The sequence below is a fragment of the Capilliphycus salinus ALCB114379 genome, assembly GCF_047276495.1.
Classification (GTDB): Bacteria; Cyanobacteriota; Cyanobacteriia; order Cyanobacteriales; family Microcoleaceae; genus Capilliphycus; species Capilliphycus salinus.
Genome location: NZ_CP178543.1, coordinates 2,168,640 through 2,186,936, shown reverse-complemented (window position 1 = coordinate 2,186,936; position 18,297 = coordinate 2,168,640). Strand labels below are relative to the sequence as shown.

The 18,297-nt window shown below is 39.9% G+C and carries 13 protein-coding genes and 1 pseudogene; 13 read left to right on the top strand and 1 reads right to left on the bottom strand.

What is annotated here, in order from left to right:
• The first annotated feature begins 6 nt into the window (after nucleotides 1–6).
• The 10 genes from ACL6C3_RS08995 (at nucleotide 7) to ACL6C3_RS08950 (ending at nucleotide 15,440) form a co-directional block, all read left to right on the top strand.
• Nucleotides 7–1,623, top strand: coding sequence for a UvrB domain 3-containing protein (locus ACL6C3_RS08995; protein ID WP_413166820.1), 1,617 nt, complete (start codon nucleotides 7–9; stop codon nucleotides 1,621–1,623).
• A 40-nt stretch (nucleotides 1,624–1,663) separates the two neighbouring features.
• Complete coding sequence (locus ACL6C3_RS08990) at nucleotides 1,664–2,338, top strand: M48 family metallopeptidase (RefSeq protein ID WP_413166819.1); 675 nt, start codon at nucleotides 1,664–1,666, stop codon at nucleotides 2,336–2,338.
• 379 nt (nucleotides 2,339–2,717) lie between these two features.
• Nucleotides 2,718–3,266, top strand: coding sequence for a GUN4 domain-containing protein (locus ACL6C3_RS08985; RefSeq protein ID WP_413166818.1), 549 nt, complete (start codon nucleotides 2,718–2,720; stop codon nucleotides 3,264–3,266).
• Between the two features lie 506 nt (nucleotides 3,267–3,772).
• Nucleotides 3,773–4,177, top strand: a complete 405-nt coding sequence (locus tag ACL6C3_RS08980) for a hypothetical protein (protein WP_413166817.1) — start codon at nucleotides 3,773–3,775, stop codon at nucleotides 4,175–4,177.
• A gap of 1,343 nt (nucleotides 4,178–5,520) precedes the next feature.
• A complete protein-coding gene (locus ACL6C3_RS08975; RefSeq protein ID WP_413166816.1) occupies nucleotides 5,521–5,781 on the top strand; it encodes a hypothetical protein in 261 nt (86 codons plus the stop codon).
• A gap of 920 nt (nucleotides 5,782–6,701) precedes the next feature.
• On the top strand, nucleotides 6,702–7,382 hold the full coding sequence (locus ACL6C3_RS08970) for a tyrosine-type recombinase/integrase (RefSeq protein WP_413166815.1): 681 nt from the start codon (nucleotides 6,702–6,704) through the stop codon (nucleotides 7,380–7,382).
• A gap of 201 nt (nucleotides 7,383–7,583) precedes the next feature.
• On the top strand, nucleotides 7,584–9,008 hold the full coding sequence (locus tag ACL6C3_RS08965; protein WP_413166814.1) for a P-loop NTPase fold protein: 1,425 nt from the start codon (nucleotides 7,584–7,586) through the stop codon (nucleotides 9,006–9,008).
• Nucleotides 9,009–9,010: 2 nt separating this feature from the next.
• Nucleotides 9,011–9,574, top strand: a complete 564-nt coding sequence (locus ACL6C3_RS08960) for a hypothetical protein (protein ID WP_413166813.1) — start codon at nucleotides 9,011–9,013, stop codon at nucleotides 9,572–9,574.
• Nucleotides 9,567–14,876, top strand: a complete 5,310-nt coding sequence (locus tag ACL6C3_RS08955) for a hypothetical protein (RefSeq protein WP_413166812.1) — start codon at nucleotides 9,567–9,569, stop codon at nucleotides 14,874–14,876. Before ACL6C3_RS08960 ends, ACL6C3_RS08955 begins: the two co-directional genes overlap by 8 nt.
• Nucleotides 14,877–14,993: 117 nt before the next feature.
• Nucleotides 14,994–15,440: an AAA family ATPase gene (locus ACL6C3_RS08950; RefSeq protein WP_413166811.1), complete on the top strand. Its 447-nt coding sequence runs from the start codon at nucleotides 14,994–14,996 to the stop codon at nucleotides 15,438–15,440.
• Nucleotides 15,441–15,473: 33 nt separating this feature from the next.
• Here ACL6C3_RS08950 and tnpA read toward each other — a convergent pair.
• Nucleotides 15,474–15,876: pseudogene (tnpA, locus tag ACL6C3_RS08945) on the bottom strand (IS200/IS605 family transposase).
• A 415-nt stretch (nucleotides 15,877–16,291) separates the two neighbouring features.
• Between tnpA and ACL6C3_RS08940 the strand changes: the two are divergent.
• The 3 genes from ACL6C3_RS08940 (at nucleotide 16,292) to ACL6C3_RS08930 (ending at nucleotide 18,201) form a co-directional block, all read left to right on the top strand.
• Entirely contained in the window at nucleotides 16,292–16,987 is a 696-nt protein-coding gene (locus tag ACL6C3_RS08940; protein WP_413168285.1) for an RNA-guided endonuclease InsQ/TnpB family protein, read from the top strand.
• Between the two features lie 94 nt (nucleotides 16,988–17,081).
• Nucleotides 17,082–17,330, top strand: coding sequence for a hypothetical protein (locus ACL6C3_RS08935; protein ID WP_413166810.1), 249 nt, complete (start codon nucleotides 17,082–17,084; stop codon nucleotides 17,328–17,330).
• A complete protein-coding gene (locus ACL6C3_RS08930) occupies nucleotides 17,323–18,201 on the top strand; it encodes a ParB/RepB/Spo0J family partition protein (RefSeq protein WP_413166809.1) in 879 nt (292 codons plus the stop codon). The genes ACL6C3_RS08935 and ACL6C3_RS08930 overlap by 8 nt, the downstream gene beginning before the upstream one ends.
• Nucleotides 18,202–18,297 lie beyond the last annotated feature (96 nt).

Genomic DNA, 18,297 nt, shown 5'->3' with positions numbered 1-18,297 from the left:
GGAACGATGCAAAAACTCCTCTCCAGCAAGTCCCGCCTGGAAGAAATTGTCAACGATATTCTCCTGGATATGGAAACCAAACCCCGGTTAATGGACGGACGGGGGAACGCCATGCTGGTTTGTAGCAGCATTTATCAAGCCTGCAAAACTTACGAACTCCTCAGCCAAACCGACTTTAAGGGAAAATGTGCGATTATCACCAGTTATAAACCCTCTCCAGCCGATATCAAAGGGGAGGAAACCGGGGAGGGATTGACCGAAAAACTCCACCAGTACGAGATTTATCGGCGAATGTTGGCTAACCACTTTAACCAGCCGGAAGATGTGGCGATGTATCGGGTGGAGGAATTTGAACAGGAGGTTAAACGGCGCTTTATTAACGAACCGGGACAAATGCGCCTGTTAATTGTGGTCGATAAGCTGTTAACCGGATTTGATGCGCCCCCCGCCACCTATCTCTACATTGACAAAACCATGCGGGATCACGGCTTATTTCAGGCTATTTGTCGGGTGAACCGCCTCGATGGAGAAGACAAGGAATATGGCTATATCGTGGACTACAAAGACCTATTTCAGCAATTGGAGGGGGCGATTGGTGACTACACCGGCGGCGCGTTTGAGGGCTACGATGCGGCGGACGTGGCGGGGTTATTGAGCGATCGCCTCGAAAAAGGCAAAGAACGCCTGGAAACCACCCTAGAAACCGTCCGCGCCCTCTGTGAACCCGTCCCCCGTCCCCGCGAGACTTCCGACTATCTCCATTATTTCTGCGCCGCCGATACTACGGATAAAACCGCCCTCGCCGCAAACGAACCCAAACGGGTTGCCCTCTACCAAGCCGTTAACGCCCTCGTTCGCGCCTACAGTAACCTCGCTAACGAAATGCAAGCAGCAGGTTACACCCCCCAGGAAGCCGAAACCATCAAAGCCGAAGTTAAACTCTACACTCAGATACGCGAGGAGGTCAAAATAGCCAGTGGTGACTATATCGATACTAAAGTCTATGAACCCGCCATGCGCTACCTGATGGATACCTATATCCGTGCTGAACCTAGCGAAGTGGTGGCGGACTTTGAAGAATTGGGACTGGTGCAGTTAATTGTCAATAACGGCTTAAACGCTTTGGACAGTCTCCCAGAAAGGTTGAAAAAAGATGAGCAAGCAATGGCGGAAACTATCGAGAATAACATCCGCAAAATCATCATAGATGAGAGTCCAGTTAACCCGAAATATTATGAGGATCTCTCCGAGTTACTCGATGCTTTAATCGAACAACGCCAGCAGAAAGCCATTAATTATCAAGCCTATTTAGAAAAAGTAAAACAATTGGCGCAACAAGTTACCCAACCCGCCGGGTCAGCACTCAGCAATTATCCCCCTTCTCTAACAACTACGGCCCTCCGTTCTCTCTATGATAATCTTGGCAAAAATGAAGCCCTAGCCCTCAAAATTGATGAGGTCGTGAGAAACACGAAAAAAGATAACTGGATTGGCAGTCGGTTCAAAGAAAGAGAAGTTAAAAATGCAGTAAATTCTCTCTTGACAGATGCTAATGTAGAGAATACAAATTTAGATGTTGACCAGCTATTAGAGTTAATTAAACAGCAGCATGAATATCAGTAAATTCCCCGCCGACTATCAGATTACCGTTCGATAAATTCCGGTGCAAGTCATTCGGAAATCGATTAAAAATCTGCATATTGGCGTGTATCCCCCAGAAGGTCGAGTGCGAGTTGCTGCACCGTTTTATCTCACGGAAGATAATATCAGACTAGCGATTATTTCCCGCCTATCTTGGATTAAAAAACAACAAGCTAAATTTGCCGCCCAACCCCGTCAGTCAAAGCGGGAAATGGTATCAGGAGAAAGTCATTACATCTTCGGTCAACGCTATCGTTTACAGGTGGTTGAACGCCGGGGGCGTCACGAGCTTGAAATGGTTAATAACAACACGGTGCAACTATTCGTTAATCCGGGAACTTCTCCCCAGAATTGCGCTTTAGTTTTAGCGCAATGGTATCGCTCTCAACTTAAAGATATTATACCGAAATTATTAAATAAATGGCAGCCGATAATTGGGGTAACTGTGGAAGATTGGGGAATTAAGAAAATGAAAACAAAATGGGGAAGCTGCAACATAAATCAGCGTCGAATTTGGCTAAATTTAGAACTGGCGAAAAAACCGATAGAGTGCTTGGAATATGTGTTAGTCCATGAGTTAGTACATTTATTGGAACGCCATCACAATGAACGTTTTAAAACCTATATGGATGAATACTTACCCCAATGGCAGCAATATCGAGATCTTTTGAATCAACAACCGCTAACAGATTTCTAACAAGGGTTCGGAGTTTGAGTATCAACACTTTAGGTGTAGTGGGGTTTGAGTAGCAATTGTGCAAAAAGTCACGCGCTTGTACTGTACCAATTAAACTCTCTGAAAATTAGGAGGCTCAAACCCCTGAAATCTCGTTCTTTTTTTCTGTACCAAATAAACTACAGTTTTACTGGTACAGCAATTTAGATACAAAACTTCACAAATACGCTTACTGTAAAACATCCTCACAGTAAGCGTTTCAGCCAAGCGCGGGGTTTTCTGTACAGTTGCTACTCAAACCCCAATAATCTGGGACGGAATAATCGGTTTTCATAAAATCGGCGGCGGGTTCAGATATAAATTCAGAGCAACTTTGATTTATTTGCGAGAGGGAAAATTAATGATAAACGATACGGATGTACTGAAAGTTGATTATTCACAGTTGGAGGAATTACTCAAGTTGGGAAAGTGGAAAGAAGCAGATGAGGAAACCGCTAAAGTCATGCTAAAAGCAGCCAAGCGGGAGAAAGAAGGTTGGCTAAATATTTATAAATTTAAAGAATTTCCCTGTTCAAATCTGCAAATGATTGATCAACTTTGGGTAAAATACAGCGGCGGGCGTTTTGGGTTCAGCGTGCAGAGGGAAATTTATGTTGAAAAATGTGGCGGTAAACTAGGTGAAGATTATTTTATGAATGTGTTTGAAGATGGGGGAGTCTTTAATGATTTCTACGACCAGGTGGGATGGCGAGAAAACAAAGAGATAATATACAGTTACAATGAATTAACTTTTGATATTTCAGCCCCTCGGGGACATCTCCCCTTTGCGTTTCGCCATTGCATTAGAGGCGAGCAGCCTAAATCTGGCTGCAAGCGAGTTTACATGGGGGATAATCCGCGTTTTTATTTTTCTGATTTTATACCGAAGATTATAGCTTGTAACATATAAGCAACTCAGGTTTTTGTCAATCCCTAATTTGGCATTAATTTTTCATAATTTCATCGGCTTTTCTGCAATTTGATACCTGGCACTCAACTGCTGTGTGTAAACTTAAATTGTTTATTGCTAAAGATGCGCTTGAGTCCCAGGTTTTGTAGAAACAGGCTAGAAACTGCAATATTTTCACCACTACCAACTATTACGTTTCAGTTTTGTAAAACCTTACATAACAGAGGTTTTAACCTATCTTGTACTTGGTGACAGCGAATGCAGCATTTTACCCCAACCTGAAGGAAGTTTACTCGGATGAGCGAATTAAATATTTTCCCTAAATCTAATTATATTTAGATTAGATAAATCTCATTGTGACCTAACAAAAGTTGGAGTTAGGCGTTGTAAACGCCACCCATATTTCCGGCAATTGAGCTAAAAAATAATACAAAAAAAGTATTATTTTTAATGTAATAAAATGTTTAATTAATATTAAGTACAAATTTAAAAAGGCATCAAATCCAATGAATAATCCCTTTACAAGCATAACAGAAATCTGTGGACAAGCTGGAGTAAACATCTGCAATTTACCCTCGTCAGAAAAAGGCAAAGCGTCAATGCAGTTGCGGGATAATTATCTTTATATTAAAGTCCAAATGGATAAACATCAGGAATCGAGCGAAACGGTTTTACCGTTTTCTAAAATTAATGGCGTAACGATTAATATAAACGGGCAGAGTTTTTCTGAGTTTTCCAATCGTTTTTCGGCGATACTTCTTTGGCTTGTGAACCTTGTTATTTTTCCGAATTTATATAGATTTTTTGTTGCTGTTATGCTTTTGATTGCTCTTAGTATTTTTAATAGACAAAACTGGCTTACCGTTTCCTCGGATGACCAAAAATATTTTATTTTTTTTAATCAATCATAAATCATTCAATATAGGCAGTTTGCTCAAACCTTATTGTCGAAAATTGAATAATCTTTTACCCAACCATTATTTTAGCCCAATGCGCTTATAAGCTATCAGGAAGTCGCAATTGAAATTAATTAACTGTATTTTCTAAATTTTTAAAAATAAATGACCAAACGTAAAAATAAATTTTAATAAAATTAGAGTTTTTTAAAACTAGATTTTCCTCTTAATTTGGCTGATTTATAAGCATAGCATTTGTGTTTTAAACTTAATAAATATGAACTCGATAAAAAATATATCTCAAGAGTTTGTTAAACGTAAAAAAAACAGAAGCAAAACTAGATCGCTATTAATTAGCTTGCAATATCGAAATCATTCTATCCTTGACTCATAAAAAAACCCTAAACCGATGAGGCTAGGGTTTGAATAATCACTGCAACTTAAGGAGATTAGAGCGAATCACAGAGAGCATGAGTAAGGTATAAAACTACTTATACTATTTAAGGTTTAAACCAACCGTTGGTGGCAACCCGGATGGTTTGTTTTTCATCCTTGTGTTCAATATAAACCCAAACAACCTTAAATAGCTACGTGGAAATTACGGATATTTTTAAAATTAAAATTTCATCGTTCTCCGTGAAATTACTGAGATGACCGTTGGGATAACAGAGTTGAAGAATTGAATACCTTCGACGAAAAATAATTTCTTCAACAACAAGTGATTATTTATTCAATACTTAATTCAAAACCATAGCCTATTGGGGGTTGGGCAATAGGTTCAGTAATTCTACGGAGAACCAACAAAATTTTGATGCTTTTTTAGTTATCAAATTTCCGTAATTCTCCCATAGTTATCTAAGTTTTAATCGCTTATTGTTGAACCCGGAACAAAATCCACTTCTCTCATTCGAGTAACTAATCATGGTTAAACTAATTCTTAGTGTCTTACCCTTGCTCATTACAGGGTTAATTGTCTGGAAAACTTACCTCTAGGTTTTCAAATCATCTGTATGGTTTTGGAGAGGGATAATTTGCGCTGCGCTGATGGGATTCTACTTTATTCCAATTTTCATCGCACCGCTATTTTTTCCGGGTCTAGATTGGTTGAGTGCCATCGGACTGGCGATAAAAACTAACTTTTACTTCATACTAGCTGCAATCCCTGGACTCTTAGCAACAATGGGAATCGCCTTAGTTTTGTTTCAACTTGGGGTAATTGTTCCAACGTCACTATGAGCAACTGCTTTTAGTTTTTTGGCACTTCGTGACAGCTTAATCAGCGCATTAGCCCAACTAAAGAGAAAAAAATATCCGTGCAACTCTAGTCAACTTTGTTTGAACTTGAGAGGAATCACATTATGGAAGACTTGACCATCGTTTTTTTAGAATTGGCTATCATTATTATTATAGCTTCATTTGCATTGATAGGTATACTTGGGATTTTAGAAATTCCTCTTAAAATTATAAAAGCTATTTCAAGTTATAAATATAATTCTGCTGATTCAATGCTGTATATGACGATAGAATCATTAAACTTTAATTGCGAGGAAACTTCCTCTAATGATTCCCAACCAACTAACCATGATAGTCAGAGTTTTGACACGGCTGGTATAGACTAAAAAGTTGAATACAAATGAGCTAAAATTACTGAAACTTTTATTTTGTACGGGGTTTTGGCTATTTCCACGCTAGGGTGTACCATCCGAAATTTGCTGCGAACACGCTCCGAAGCTTCAATATCTTTATAACTGCAATGCTTCAGTTTTTTACTTGCTGAAAGCCTTATACAGCAGCCTTTTGGCGTAGAAATAGCGAAGCCACCCAATCGTTCGTGCAGCCTAACTGATTTGAACCGGAACGGGGTAAGATTTCTTTGAGTTTCCTTTCCGAGTATGTCAGAACAAGAATATCGCCGTCGCCTTCAAGGGGCGGGTGCGCCGAGCGGTGCGGCTGTACGACAGGTTGATCAGTTATTCGGGATTTGAGGCTGAAATAATCAGGGATGGACTGTTAGACTTAATTCAGGAAGCCATTCCAGAGTTAGAGCAGTCCTCGACTCAAAATCCTGAAAAGCTAGCGAGTATAATTCAATCAATCCAGATCTTTGAGGAGTTAATTCCATGAAAAATCTTGAGAATTTACCAATTTAAAAGCGCCTAAAACTGATGGAAGCTGCGAAACGGTTGAACCAAAGTTGCCATGATATCAAGGAAGAATCGGGCCGAAATACCGCTTTCAATAATTGTCAAGAGCAGCGAATCACTAAACACATTGACGAGATTAAATCACAAGTTTAGCGATTAGACAACAAGATCAGATTACCAGGGTTGATCATATCACTCTGGTTTTTTTTTGATGATTAGCTTCAAACCCTAATAATAATTTTAGTTAATTAGCTTAATGCTAAGGAAGCTACCTTGATGACAAATATCTGGAAAGTGTAGAGGTTGAATATTGTGTGAAGAGAGGAAAAATTTTTAATGATTTTTTCGTCCACTTGTAAACTACAGCCCGAGCAAATAGAGTAATTCCATTAGCTGTGGATACGGGCGTGAAAGTTAACCGACACGGGAAGGCAAAAATCCTATCCCCGGATGAAATTCAGATTCTATTTAATCAGGGGTTGTACAACCTCAGAGATCGGACGCTATTTGCCGTTTGCCTGTTTACCGCCGCCCGAATTAACGAAGCCTGCACTCTCCACACAGCCGACGTTTACGATCGCAAAGGTCGCGTCAGGCCTGAACTGACCTTCAGAAAATCCCACACAAAGCGCAAGCTGGCAACCCGCACCATCCCGGTACTCGACGAACTCAGGGGATACCTGGAGAAGTACAAACCCGAAGCGGGTAAAGTTTGGTTGTTTCCGGGGGGAGTCTTCAGGGAAGAACAAGACCGCCACATCAACCCCGATTCCGCTTCACGGGTGCTGAGAAAGGCGTTTGAGCGGGTTGACATTGACGGCGCCTCCACCCACTCAATGAGACGAACCGCCCTCACCCAGATGTCCAACGCCGGAATCCCCCTGAGAACCATTCAGGAGATATCCAGCCACCGCAACCTCGAACAGTTGCAGGAGTATTTGGAGATTCAACCCGAACAGGTCAAGGGCGCGATCGCCTCTCTGTCTTTGCTGTCTCCGGTATCTGAAACCCCTGACAAAATAGCCGTATTTCCTGACGTCCCTAGCCCTAACCCCCAAGATGTTCCTCCCTCTTAATCAAAGCTTTTAACATTGATCGGGCAGGGACTTAACAAGTAACATAATTAGTTGATTATTCTGGAAAAAGGTTCTTGCAAATCAGCTTAGACTTGTGCGAGTATGGTTAAGTAGGGGTGTATCAATATTTAATTGAATAATTCATCATGTTATTCATCTGAATTAACTCTAAAAATTTACGATAGAATTATAGATTTAGTTGTGGAATTAGACTTACGAAAACTTTATCAAGCAACCAACCCCAGTCGAACCCTAATTTTGGATAATTTAGAGGATCGGCAGTATTATATTGATTTTTCTGAAGTTAGAGGAGATCAAATCATTGAGGAACTCAAAGAAAATATCACCTTTTTCTCTCCAGATAAACCCACCTGTGAACTGTTTACCGGACATATTGGTTGTGGCAAATCTACGGAATTGCGACGTCTAGAAGCCGAGTTAAAACAGGAAGGCTTTCACGTCGTTTATTTTGAATCATCCCAAGACTTGGAAATGGGAGATGTAGATATTGGTGATATTATGTTGGCGATCGCCCGTCGGGTCAGCGAGAGTTTAGAAAGTTTAGACAACATTAAACTTCCACCAGCAAAACGATTTCAGGAAATTGTACAAGGTGCGGCTAGATTGCTGCAAACCGAACTTGAATTGTCTGCGGAAGCTACTATTCCCGGTCTGGGTCAAATCTCTGCAAGTACAGATGGAAAGTTTTCTGCGGAAGCTGGAATTCCGGGAGTTGGAAAAATTAATGCCAGTGATACAGAAGGTATTTCTCTGAGCGCATTGGGAATAGGAAAAATTACGGCAAAAGCCAAAAATAGCCCGGAGCTACGCAATAAGCTTAGAGATTTTTTAGAGCCGCGAACCACTAATATTTTAGAAGCAATTAATACCGAACTGATCGAACCCGGAATTCTCAAATTAAAGCAACAGGGTAAAAAAGGCTTGGTTGTTATTGTTGATAACTTGGATCGGGTTGAAAATCGAACCAAAGCTTGGGGACGACCTCAAGCAGAATATCTGTTTGTAGATCGGGGTGAACAGTTACGCCAACTCAAGTGCCATATAATCTATACCATGCCGTTGAGCTTGATGTTTTCCAACGATCTCAGCCAGCTTACCAATCGATTTGGAACCGATCCCAAAGTTCTGCCGATGGTTCCCGTCAAATTGCGAGACGGCAGTGAATGTCCAATGGGTATGGCCAAGTTACGAGAAATGGTGTTAGCCAGAGCTTTTCCGGGTTTAGATTATCAGACTCAAATGACCCGCATTCACGAGCTTTTTGACTCGCCGGAAACTTTTGATGATTTGTGTCGCATGAGTGGCGGTCATGTCCGAGAATTACTAAAGCTACTCAATACTTGGATTAGGAAAGAGCGACAACTTCCTTTATCGCGTCAGGGATTAGAAACAGTGATTCGAGAGACTCGCAATCAAAAGAAATTAGGTATTGATCACAGGGAATGGGAACTTTTACGTCAATTACAACAGCGCCAATATAAACAAGTGAGCGGAGATGAAGAATATCAAGTTTTAATTCGCAGTATGTTTGTATACGAATATCGCGATCGCGACGGGTCCTGGTTTGAAGTCAATCCAATTTTGCTAGAATCTGGGAAACTATAGACATGATAACTCCAGAGGAACCCAAGAACTTAGAAGACAACCAGAGTGCATTACAAGAGCTTGCTTGGGCAATTGAAAATAATGCACAATTTTCTCTAATTTTGGCACATTGCAATTCGATTTCCTTGCAAAAAAGCCTAACCCGTCATCTTCAAGACCTCTATTCGGTTGAAATTCAACAAATCGATTTAGAAAAATCTGTTGAAGCTCTTTATACAACCATTAAAAGTCAACTTGGAGAACGTTCTCCTCAAGGGTTGATCGTCTTTGGTCTGGAGTCACTTGTTAATCTACCCAAAGCTTTAACAAATGCCAATGTTGCCCGAGAAGAATTCCGCCTACATTTTCCTTTTCCTTTGGTAATTTGGGCGAATGACCGGGTATTGCATGAATTTATTAGATTGGCACCGGATTTTTACAGTTGGGCTGGAACTGTTGAATTTTATGTGGCCACCGATGATTTAATTCAATTTCTTCAGAAAACCACTGATGAAGTCTTTGATAAAGTGTTGGAGGTGGGGGGCGGGTCGATTTGTCAGCAGCGATATGGTTTTCAATGTGAATAAAGGTTTTTCACCTTTAACCGAATTGCAGTCGGCTCGACAAGAACTTAAACAACGGGGAGTAAATTTAGAACCGATTTTAGAAGCGGGTGTTGAGTTTGTATTGGGGCGAGATACAACAACTAATTCTATTGAACAATCCCGACTTCATTATGAACGAAGTTTAGCTCTTTTAACCACAAATCAATATGTTGAAAGGAAAGCTTGCGTTCTTCACAGTCTCGGTGTTTGGTGGCGAAGCTATGCCGATAAATATCGGGCAGAATATCAGTCAGCGATGGCTCAAGCTAGGAGCTATTTTCAACAGTGTACTGACCTATTGAGAGAAAATGAACGTCCCGATTTAGTTGCACGATTTATTAATGCTTTAGCGGATGTTTTACACCGACTAGAACAGTGGAACGATCTCGAAGCGAGCGCCCAATACGCATTAACCTTACATCAAACTTATTCGGGGCGTCTCAGGCTGGCAAGAACTTATGGCTTTTTAGCTGAAGTTTACCTGCATAAATCAACAGCAAAAAAAGCTCAAAAATGTGCAGAAAATGCTATAAGTTTAGTACAAGAAGTTAAACATACAGCCGAGTTGGGGTCAATTTTATCCCAAGAACAAGCCGACCTAGAGTTAGCCGATAAATATCAGCAGGGGTGGTACTTATTTTCATTAGCTAAAGCCTATATCGCACAGGGGAAAAGTCAAGAGGGAACGGTTAGTTTAGAGGCAGCGCTGGAGCAGACGCATACAGATTCCGATCCCGATCTTGTTATTAAGATTCTTCAACTATTACGCGATCAATATTTTAAACAGGGTGAATATTTAGAAGCTTTTAAGTTTAGGCAAAAGGGTCAAGAACTTAAACAACAGTATAATTTTATAGCCTTTATTGGTGCGGGGAGATTACAGCCTAAAGAAGATATTTATAATCCTTGTTTTGCCTTTGGCGAACCAACGAATTATGAAACAATAACACAAGAAATTGCAGCATCAGGACGATGGCCGGATATTGAAATTTTAAGGGGAAGAATCGAACGCCCCGAACATAAATTAACAATTCTTTACGGGCCATCTGGAGTTGGAAAAAGCTCTCTGTTACAAGCGGGATTAATTCCGGTTTTGAAGCATAAGTCTATTGAAACTCGTGATGTTTTACCCGTTTTGCAACAATATTATCGCAATTGGTTGGTTGAATTGACTAAAAGCTTGACCCAAGCTTGTAAAAGTAGAGGGAATACTCTATCTATTCCTGAACACGTAAATTCTCCCGAAGACTTGCTATCTTGCTTAAAAGTAATTTATGAGAGAGAATGGTTAACCGTTCTAGTTTTTGACCAATTTGAAGAATTTTTCTTCATTCATAAAGATGAGCATGAGCGCAAGCAATTCTATGAATTTTTGCGAGATTGTCTAAATATCCCCTTTGTTCAGGTTATTCTTTCCCTGCGCGAAGACTATCTCTACTATCTTTTGGAATGTAATAATCGGTTAGTTAGTTTGGATATTGTTAATAACGATATTCTCAGTCAAAGACACCTTCACTATATTGGAAACTTCACCCCAGAAGGAGCAAAAGCTGTTATTCAAAGTTTAACCGCTCCAACTCCTTTTCAACTTACTCCCGAATTAATCGATGAATTGATTGGAGATTTAGCGGGAGAGTTGGGATGTATACGCCCAATTGAACTGCAAGTCGTAGGCGCACAGCTACAAGCCGAGAACATTACCACTATAGATCAGTATAAAGAAAAAGGACCCAAAAATGCTATCGTGGGGCGTTTTCTAGAAGATGTTGTCAAAGATTGTGGTTTAGAAAATGAACGTTTTGCCAAATTGACTTTATATTTATTAACCGATGAAAACAATACTCGCCCTTTAAAAACTCGTTCTGAACTTAAGGAGTTTATTGAGATAGAACCGGATAGATTAGATTTGATTTTAACGTTGCTAGTCAATTCGGGGTTAGTTTTAAAGATTCCTCAAAATCCCGAAGATTGCTATCAGTTAGTTCACGACTACTTAGTTCACTTTATTCGCAAAGAACAGTCAGAATCCGCTCAGTTATTTGCTGAATTGGAAAAAGAACGAGAACAGCGAAGGCTAACAGAAGAAAAGCTAAACAAAGCACTTCAACAGCAGCTTAAAACCGCCCGTCGTGCAGCTATTGCATTAGGAATAACTGTTTTAGCTGTTAGCTCTGTTGCGGTTTTAGCCTCTTTAATTGGGATTAATACTTATCTATATGGTCTTAGTGCGACATCTAGCAATAATCGAGAACTAGACCGGCTCATCTCTGCAATAAAAGCGGGAAAAAATCTGAAGCGGTTCCCAATAGGAGCATTACCTGGTACTCGTTATAAAGTTTTGTCAGAGCTTAGTGAAGCTATTCAAACTGTTACAGAATACAACCGATTAGAAGGACATGAAGATGATGTTACCTATTCAAGCTTTAGTTCGGATGGTAAAATGATTGCTACAGCTAGTAATGACAATACTGTAAATGTGTGGTGGGTGGATGGCTCTCAACCTAAGAAAACCTTTGAGCATGAAGAAGATATTACTCATGTTAGTTGGAGTCAAGATGGGACATTACTAGCAACAGCCAGTAAAGATAAGACTGCTAAAGTTTTCAAGGTAGATAATTCAAATTTGATCAATAATTTTTCACATCCACAAGAGGTTACAGGTGTAAGTATTAGTCCAGATAATAAATTAATTGCTACTTCTTGTAAAGATAAGAAACTAAGACTTTGGAATTTAGAAGAAGGTACTTTGTTCAAAGTTTTGTCAGGACATGAAGGTGAAGTAACTCATGTTAGTTTTAGTCCCGATGGTCAGTTTATTGCATCGGCGGATGAGAATGGTATTATAATAATCTGGGATTCTGAAGGAAACAAGATTAATGATATCGATAACTATGGAACCCAAGAGCTTGAGTTTTTAAAGAATGATATAATTCAAGTTACCAATAAAAATAATAGTGTAAAACTATACACCCTTGCAGGTGATTTAGTTAAAGTACACGGGCATTCTTACTTAAAAGATGTTGAATTGATTCACCCAAAAGAAAATATTATCGTTGGTAAAAATCCAAGTTTTTATAGGGATTTTAGTATATCTGATGATCTAGAGGTTTTGTATAATAGGAACAGAGAAGGTCACATTGAAAGTATAAATGACTTTGATTACAGTCCAGAAAAACGAATATTATCTTCAGCCAGTAATGATGATACAGTAAAACTTTGGAAAATTAATATTCCCATATGGAAACAGACAAATAGAGCCGATCAAGTTAAGCTGTATAACTTTGAAGAAAAAAGAGAAATTACTTTAACGGAGCAAATGGAGAAAATAAATTCTGTGACTCTTAGTCCTAATGGAAAAATTGTTGCTGTTGTAAGTAATGATAATTCAATCACGCTTTGGGACAAGAAGGGGAAAATGATCGAAACTTTAGAGCAAAAAAGCAGGGTTACGGGTGTTTACTTCAGTCCAGATAATCAACGGGTTGCTTCTATTGGCTCTGATAATCAAGTAAAACTTTGGAAAACAGATGGCGAGTTGATTGCAAGATTATCTGGGCATACTTATGAGGTAAAAGAAGTTAAGTTTAGTCCCGATAGTAAAATCATTGCGACCAGGGGTGATGATAATTTTTTAAAGATATGGAACCGTGATGGCAAAGAGATAGAAATAGGAACAGGAACAGACCATCTTGAGGAAATAACTGATATTGAATTTAGCTCTAATAGTCAGATTATTGCCTCTTTAAGCTATTCTTATGTGAGACCTCAAAACAGTCGAATAAAATTTTGGTTTTATAATAGTCTTCTTCCAGAAAAAAGTAAGCCCATAGAAGATTATGGAATAAGCGATATTGAATTGAGTCCAGATGGTCGCACTATTGCTTCCATACATGGAAATCAAAATGAAAACTATAATGTTGTAAAACTATGGGCCATTGATAACAGTACTCTAAACCAACCTCTGGAAGAACACAAAAACACGATTAAACATGAAAGTAGAATTACAGACGTAAGTTTTAGTCCCGAGGGTGACATCATTGCAACAGCGAGTGAAGATAATACAATTCACCTCTCAAATACTCATAATGGTAGTCGCATTAAAACTTTACGAGAACATACCGCTCCAGTTGAGTCTCTTAGTTTTAGTCCGGATGGAGAAGTTTTAGCTTCTGTCAGCGATGATAATACTCTCAAACTTTGGAGTCGTGAAGGTAAATTAATTGAAACTCAGCCATTATTAAACTACAAAAACAACTTAGAGTCTCAAGAGATTAAGAGTGAAGTCAAGTTTAGCCCTGATGGTAATTTTCTAACTTCAGTAAGTAGCATTTTAAATCACGAAAAATATAGGTATAACTATACGATAAAATTCTGGAGCCGGAATGGAAATCAGATCAGTAATATAAAAACAATATCAGGACGTACTGATTTGAATTTTTTTGAAAAGCCTAAAAGCATTAGTTGGAGTGATGATGGAAAAACAGTTGCATGGGTAACGAAAGCGAATACTTTTGATGTAAAAAAAGATGATATTGATGGTAAGCAATCAGTTATGATTAAAGATCATACAGATTGGGTTAACAGTGCAGTTTGGAGTCCAGATGGTCAAACGATTGTATCAGCGAGCGATGATAATACTATAAAAATTTGGGATTCTAATGGAAAACACCCTAAAACAATATCTAAAGATAATGACCTTGATGCTCATCAAGATAAGGTGAATAGTGTTAGTTTTCATCCCGAAAACAAAGGCTTTGTCTCTGCCAGTGATGATAAAACATTAAAATTGTGGACACAGGGTGGAACTTTTAGTAAGAATATAGGACGCCATACAGATAAAGTTACCCATGCTATTTTTAGTCCAGATGGCAAAACAATTGTTTCAGTTAGTGCTAATAATAATGTCAAACTTTGGGATGTAAAAACTGGAGAGGTAAAACCATATCAGATAAAAAATGATGAGCCAGTCAAAAGTATTAGTTTTAATGAAAAAGGTAATATCCTTGCACTTGAACATTATGAGGGTCGAGTTACTCTTCATTTTCTTAACGGATGGATAGAGAAACAAGCGACTCTCTACAGAACTGATTCATTTTCAGGTGAACAGTTTAATTCTGATACTAAGGTGATAGCAGTTAAAAATAATGAGGGAGAATTTTCTTTAAACAAGGATTTAGATGATCTATTGAAACGGAGTTGTGACCGGGCAAAAGTTTATCTCAAAACGAACCCTAATCTGAATAATAAAGATAAGCGTCTTTGTGACGATATTTTATCTCCATAAGAATCACGCTTAAATTTAATCTTCTGCATTCGCCTTAAAAAAGCTCAGTAAATAGACTTGTAAAGCTTGCCGTTGTCCGCCATGATAGAGAATAACAAGTCGAACGGGCGAAATTGAATGGCGGTCATTGGTGTGGTAAATCAAAAAGGGGGCTGCGGCAAAAGTACAACCGCCGTTCATTTGGCTTACTGGCTATCCCGGCAACGAGGCTCCGTTCTGCTGGTGGATGCGGATGCTCAACAGTCCAGTTCAACTTGGGTGAGTCAGATTGAATCGACAACCCTTGAATATCGGGCTTCTCTCGATCCTGAAGAATTATTTGAAGTAGTTGAAACTGCCCAAGCTCAGTACAATACTATTGTGATTGACGGCCCCGGCAGTTTGAGCGAAGTCACAAAAACCATTCTCGATTGTTCGGATTTGGCTTTGGTTCCCTGCCAACCCTCTGGACTGGATGTAAGCAGCAGCAACAAAATTCTCCAGGTGATTCGCCATCGTCAGAAGATTCGGGGAGGTTTACGGTGGCGAAACGTAAAGCCCCCGTGCTTCAGCCGGGGGATATAAGTGAGGGAGCCATTTTTAAATGGCGGTGAAAGGTTAACCATGATGAGGATGGTTAATGTAATCAAGTATCAAGAGTGCTACTTATTTTCCCAGTGGTATCGAACATATAAGAATGAGTCCATAAACTAGGAAGTTTTAACAGTTCAGGAAACTCTTTCCTAAGAAACCGAGACGTTCTACCTTTAAAAGCTTTAACTACTTGAGCAATAGAATGATGAGGATCATATTCAACTAAAAGATGAACATGGTCTGATGCTACTTCTATTGCTTTAATAACCCACTTGTTATCGTTAGCGACTGACTGAAAAATCTCTATACATCTGAGTTTCAGGGGTTCGTTTCGATAAAACAGTCTTTTTCTGCGACAAGGAATCCAGACTAGATGCACAGTCGCGCTTCCAATAGCATGATTAAAGTGTCTGTATGTTGATTTCACGTTGACAGATTGCAGTAGTCTACAGTTCATGATATCATAGATAACCATGAAGACTCTAAAGTTTAAGCTCTACCAACACAAGCGAAACAGATACCTAAAACGTGCTATCAACGTAGCCGGGGTTATCTATAATCACTGTGTCGCTTTGCATAAGCGATACTATCGAATGAGGGGAAAACACTTAAACTGTGCAAGACTTCAAAAGCATATTGCCAAGCTGAGAAAGCGTAACAAGTTCTGGCAATTAGTAGGCTCTCAAGCTGTTCAAGATATTTGTCAGCGCATAGAGAAAGCTTATCAACTGTTCTTCAAGTATAACAAGAAAGGAGTCAGACCACCTAATTTCAAAAAGGTTAAAAAGTACAAGTCATTCACCTGAAAACAAGCTGGGTATAAATTCCTCGGCGGCAACAGAATTAAGATTGGTAGTAAAGTATATCAGTTCTGGAATTCTCAAGCCATCGAAGGAAAAGTTAAGACTGTAACGGTTAAGAGAACGCCTCTAGGTGAGATGTTTTTAGTAGTCGTTGTTGATACTGGCAGTCAAACCGAAATCAAACCAGAGACGGGTAAAATCGCAGGTTTCGATTTTGGACTCAAGACTTTTCTCACTTGCTCTGAAGGTTTTTCTATCGACTCACCGCAGTTTTTAAAACAAGCTATCAATGGTGTTAAGAAAGCTTCTCGGAACCTATCTAAAAAGCGTAAAGGTTCTAACAACTGGGAGAAAGCGAGAAAACATTTAGTCAGGCAGCATGAAAAGGTTGCAAATCGTCGCCGAGACTGGTTCTGGAAGTTAGCTCATAAGCTCACAGACCAGTTTGATATTCTTTGTTTCGAGACTTTAAACCTTAAAGGAATGCAGAGACTTTGGGGGCGAAAGATAGGTGACTTGGCTTTTGGTGAATTCATTGAAATTCTTGAATGGGTTGCCACTAAGAAAGGAAAATCAATCGTCTTTATTGACCAATGGTATCCATCGAGCAAGACTTGTTTTCACTGCGGTCATGTTCTAGAAAAACTGGAATTAAATGTTAGAGAATGGCGTTGTCCGTCCTGCTCAAGTATTAACGGACGCTCCGGAAAATGCCTCTTTAAACATCGCTCTTAGTCGGGGCATCGACTCTTGGATTAGACAGTGTAAGACAGGGTTTCCCTGCTACTGTTGTTTGACTCCAGAATCCCCCGTTTTAAAACGGGGGAGTATGTCAACTAAAGTGGGTTTATTTTTGAGCCGGGCCATGAAGGGAACGGTACTGTTGCGGGAAGCTCAACAAGCTTTGTCTACAGATACTCGATTTCCTCTACTCAAAACTGTGATTTATCAACGGCAGTGTTTATCCGATGCACCGATACAATTGGCAACGGTCTTTGATTTTTCCAATACCACAGCGAAGTCCGCCGCTGCTGATGATCAGGCTCTATTTACGGAGGCGCTGAAACTTCTTGGTTAAACGACGCACCGTTTCTAATTTCATTGCCGAACTGCCTTCTGAGCCGGAGTCAAGTTTACCGCTCGGTGCAATTGTGCTATCTAATTTTCAACCCCGGCGTTACTTCGATCCGACGAAGCAAAGCCAACTGGAAGTTTCTATCAAAGAACATGGCATTTTAGAGCCTTTGGTGGTGCGTTCGGCGGGAGATGGAAAGTATGAATTGGTGGCCGGAGAACGGCACTACCGTGCCGCAAAAAATCTGGGTATGGAGTCGGTTCCGGTGGTAATTCGCAATCTCACCGACGAACAGGCGATGACTCTGGCTCTAGTGGAAAACCTGATTCGAGAGGATCTCAATCCGGTTGAAGAGACGGAGGGAATTTTGGCATTGTTGGGGATTGAACTCAAACTTCGAGCATCGGAAGTCCCGGCTTTGTTATACCGACTGAGGAATAAACAGTCTAGTGATAACGTTATCACTGGCGAACTGCAAACCGTGCAATCGGTGTTTGAGTCGGTGGGAATGAGTTGGGAATCGTTCGTTGCCAACCGACTGCCACTGATCAAACTCCCCCAAGAGATTCTGGACGTTCTCCGCGAAGGAAAAATTGAATACACCAAAGCCAAGGCGATCGCCAAAGTCAAAGATGAGGCGAACCGACAGCAATTATTGGCCGAAGTGGTTGAGAACAATTTGTCGTTAACTCAGATTAAAGAACGCATCAAGGATTTGCAATCGGCTCCCCAACCGCAGGATGCTCCTCAAACCCAAATTAAGGATGCTTACCATCGCCTCAACAAATCAAAGCTGTGGGAGAAAAGCCCGAAGAAGTGGCAGCGGGTGCAGACTTGGCTTGAGAAAATCGAAGCGATTCTGGAGGAGGAATAGTCTACTGTTGATGAATTTATATAGTATTAAGCTAGAAGTTACCCGGAACATGAGCATAATTTTCTTCAAATCACAGATGAAAAGTGTTGTCAAAAA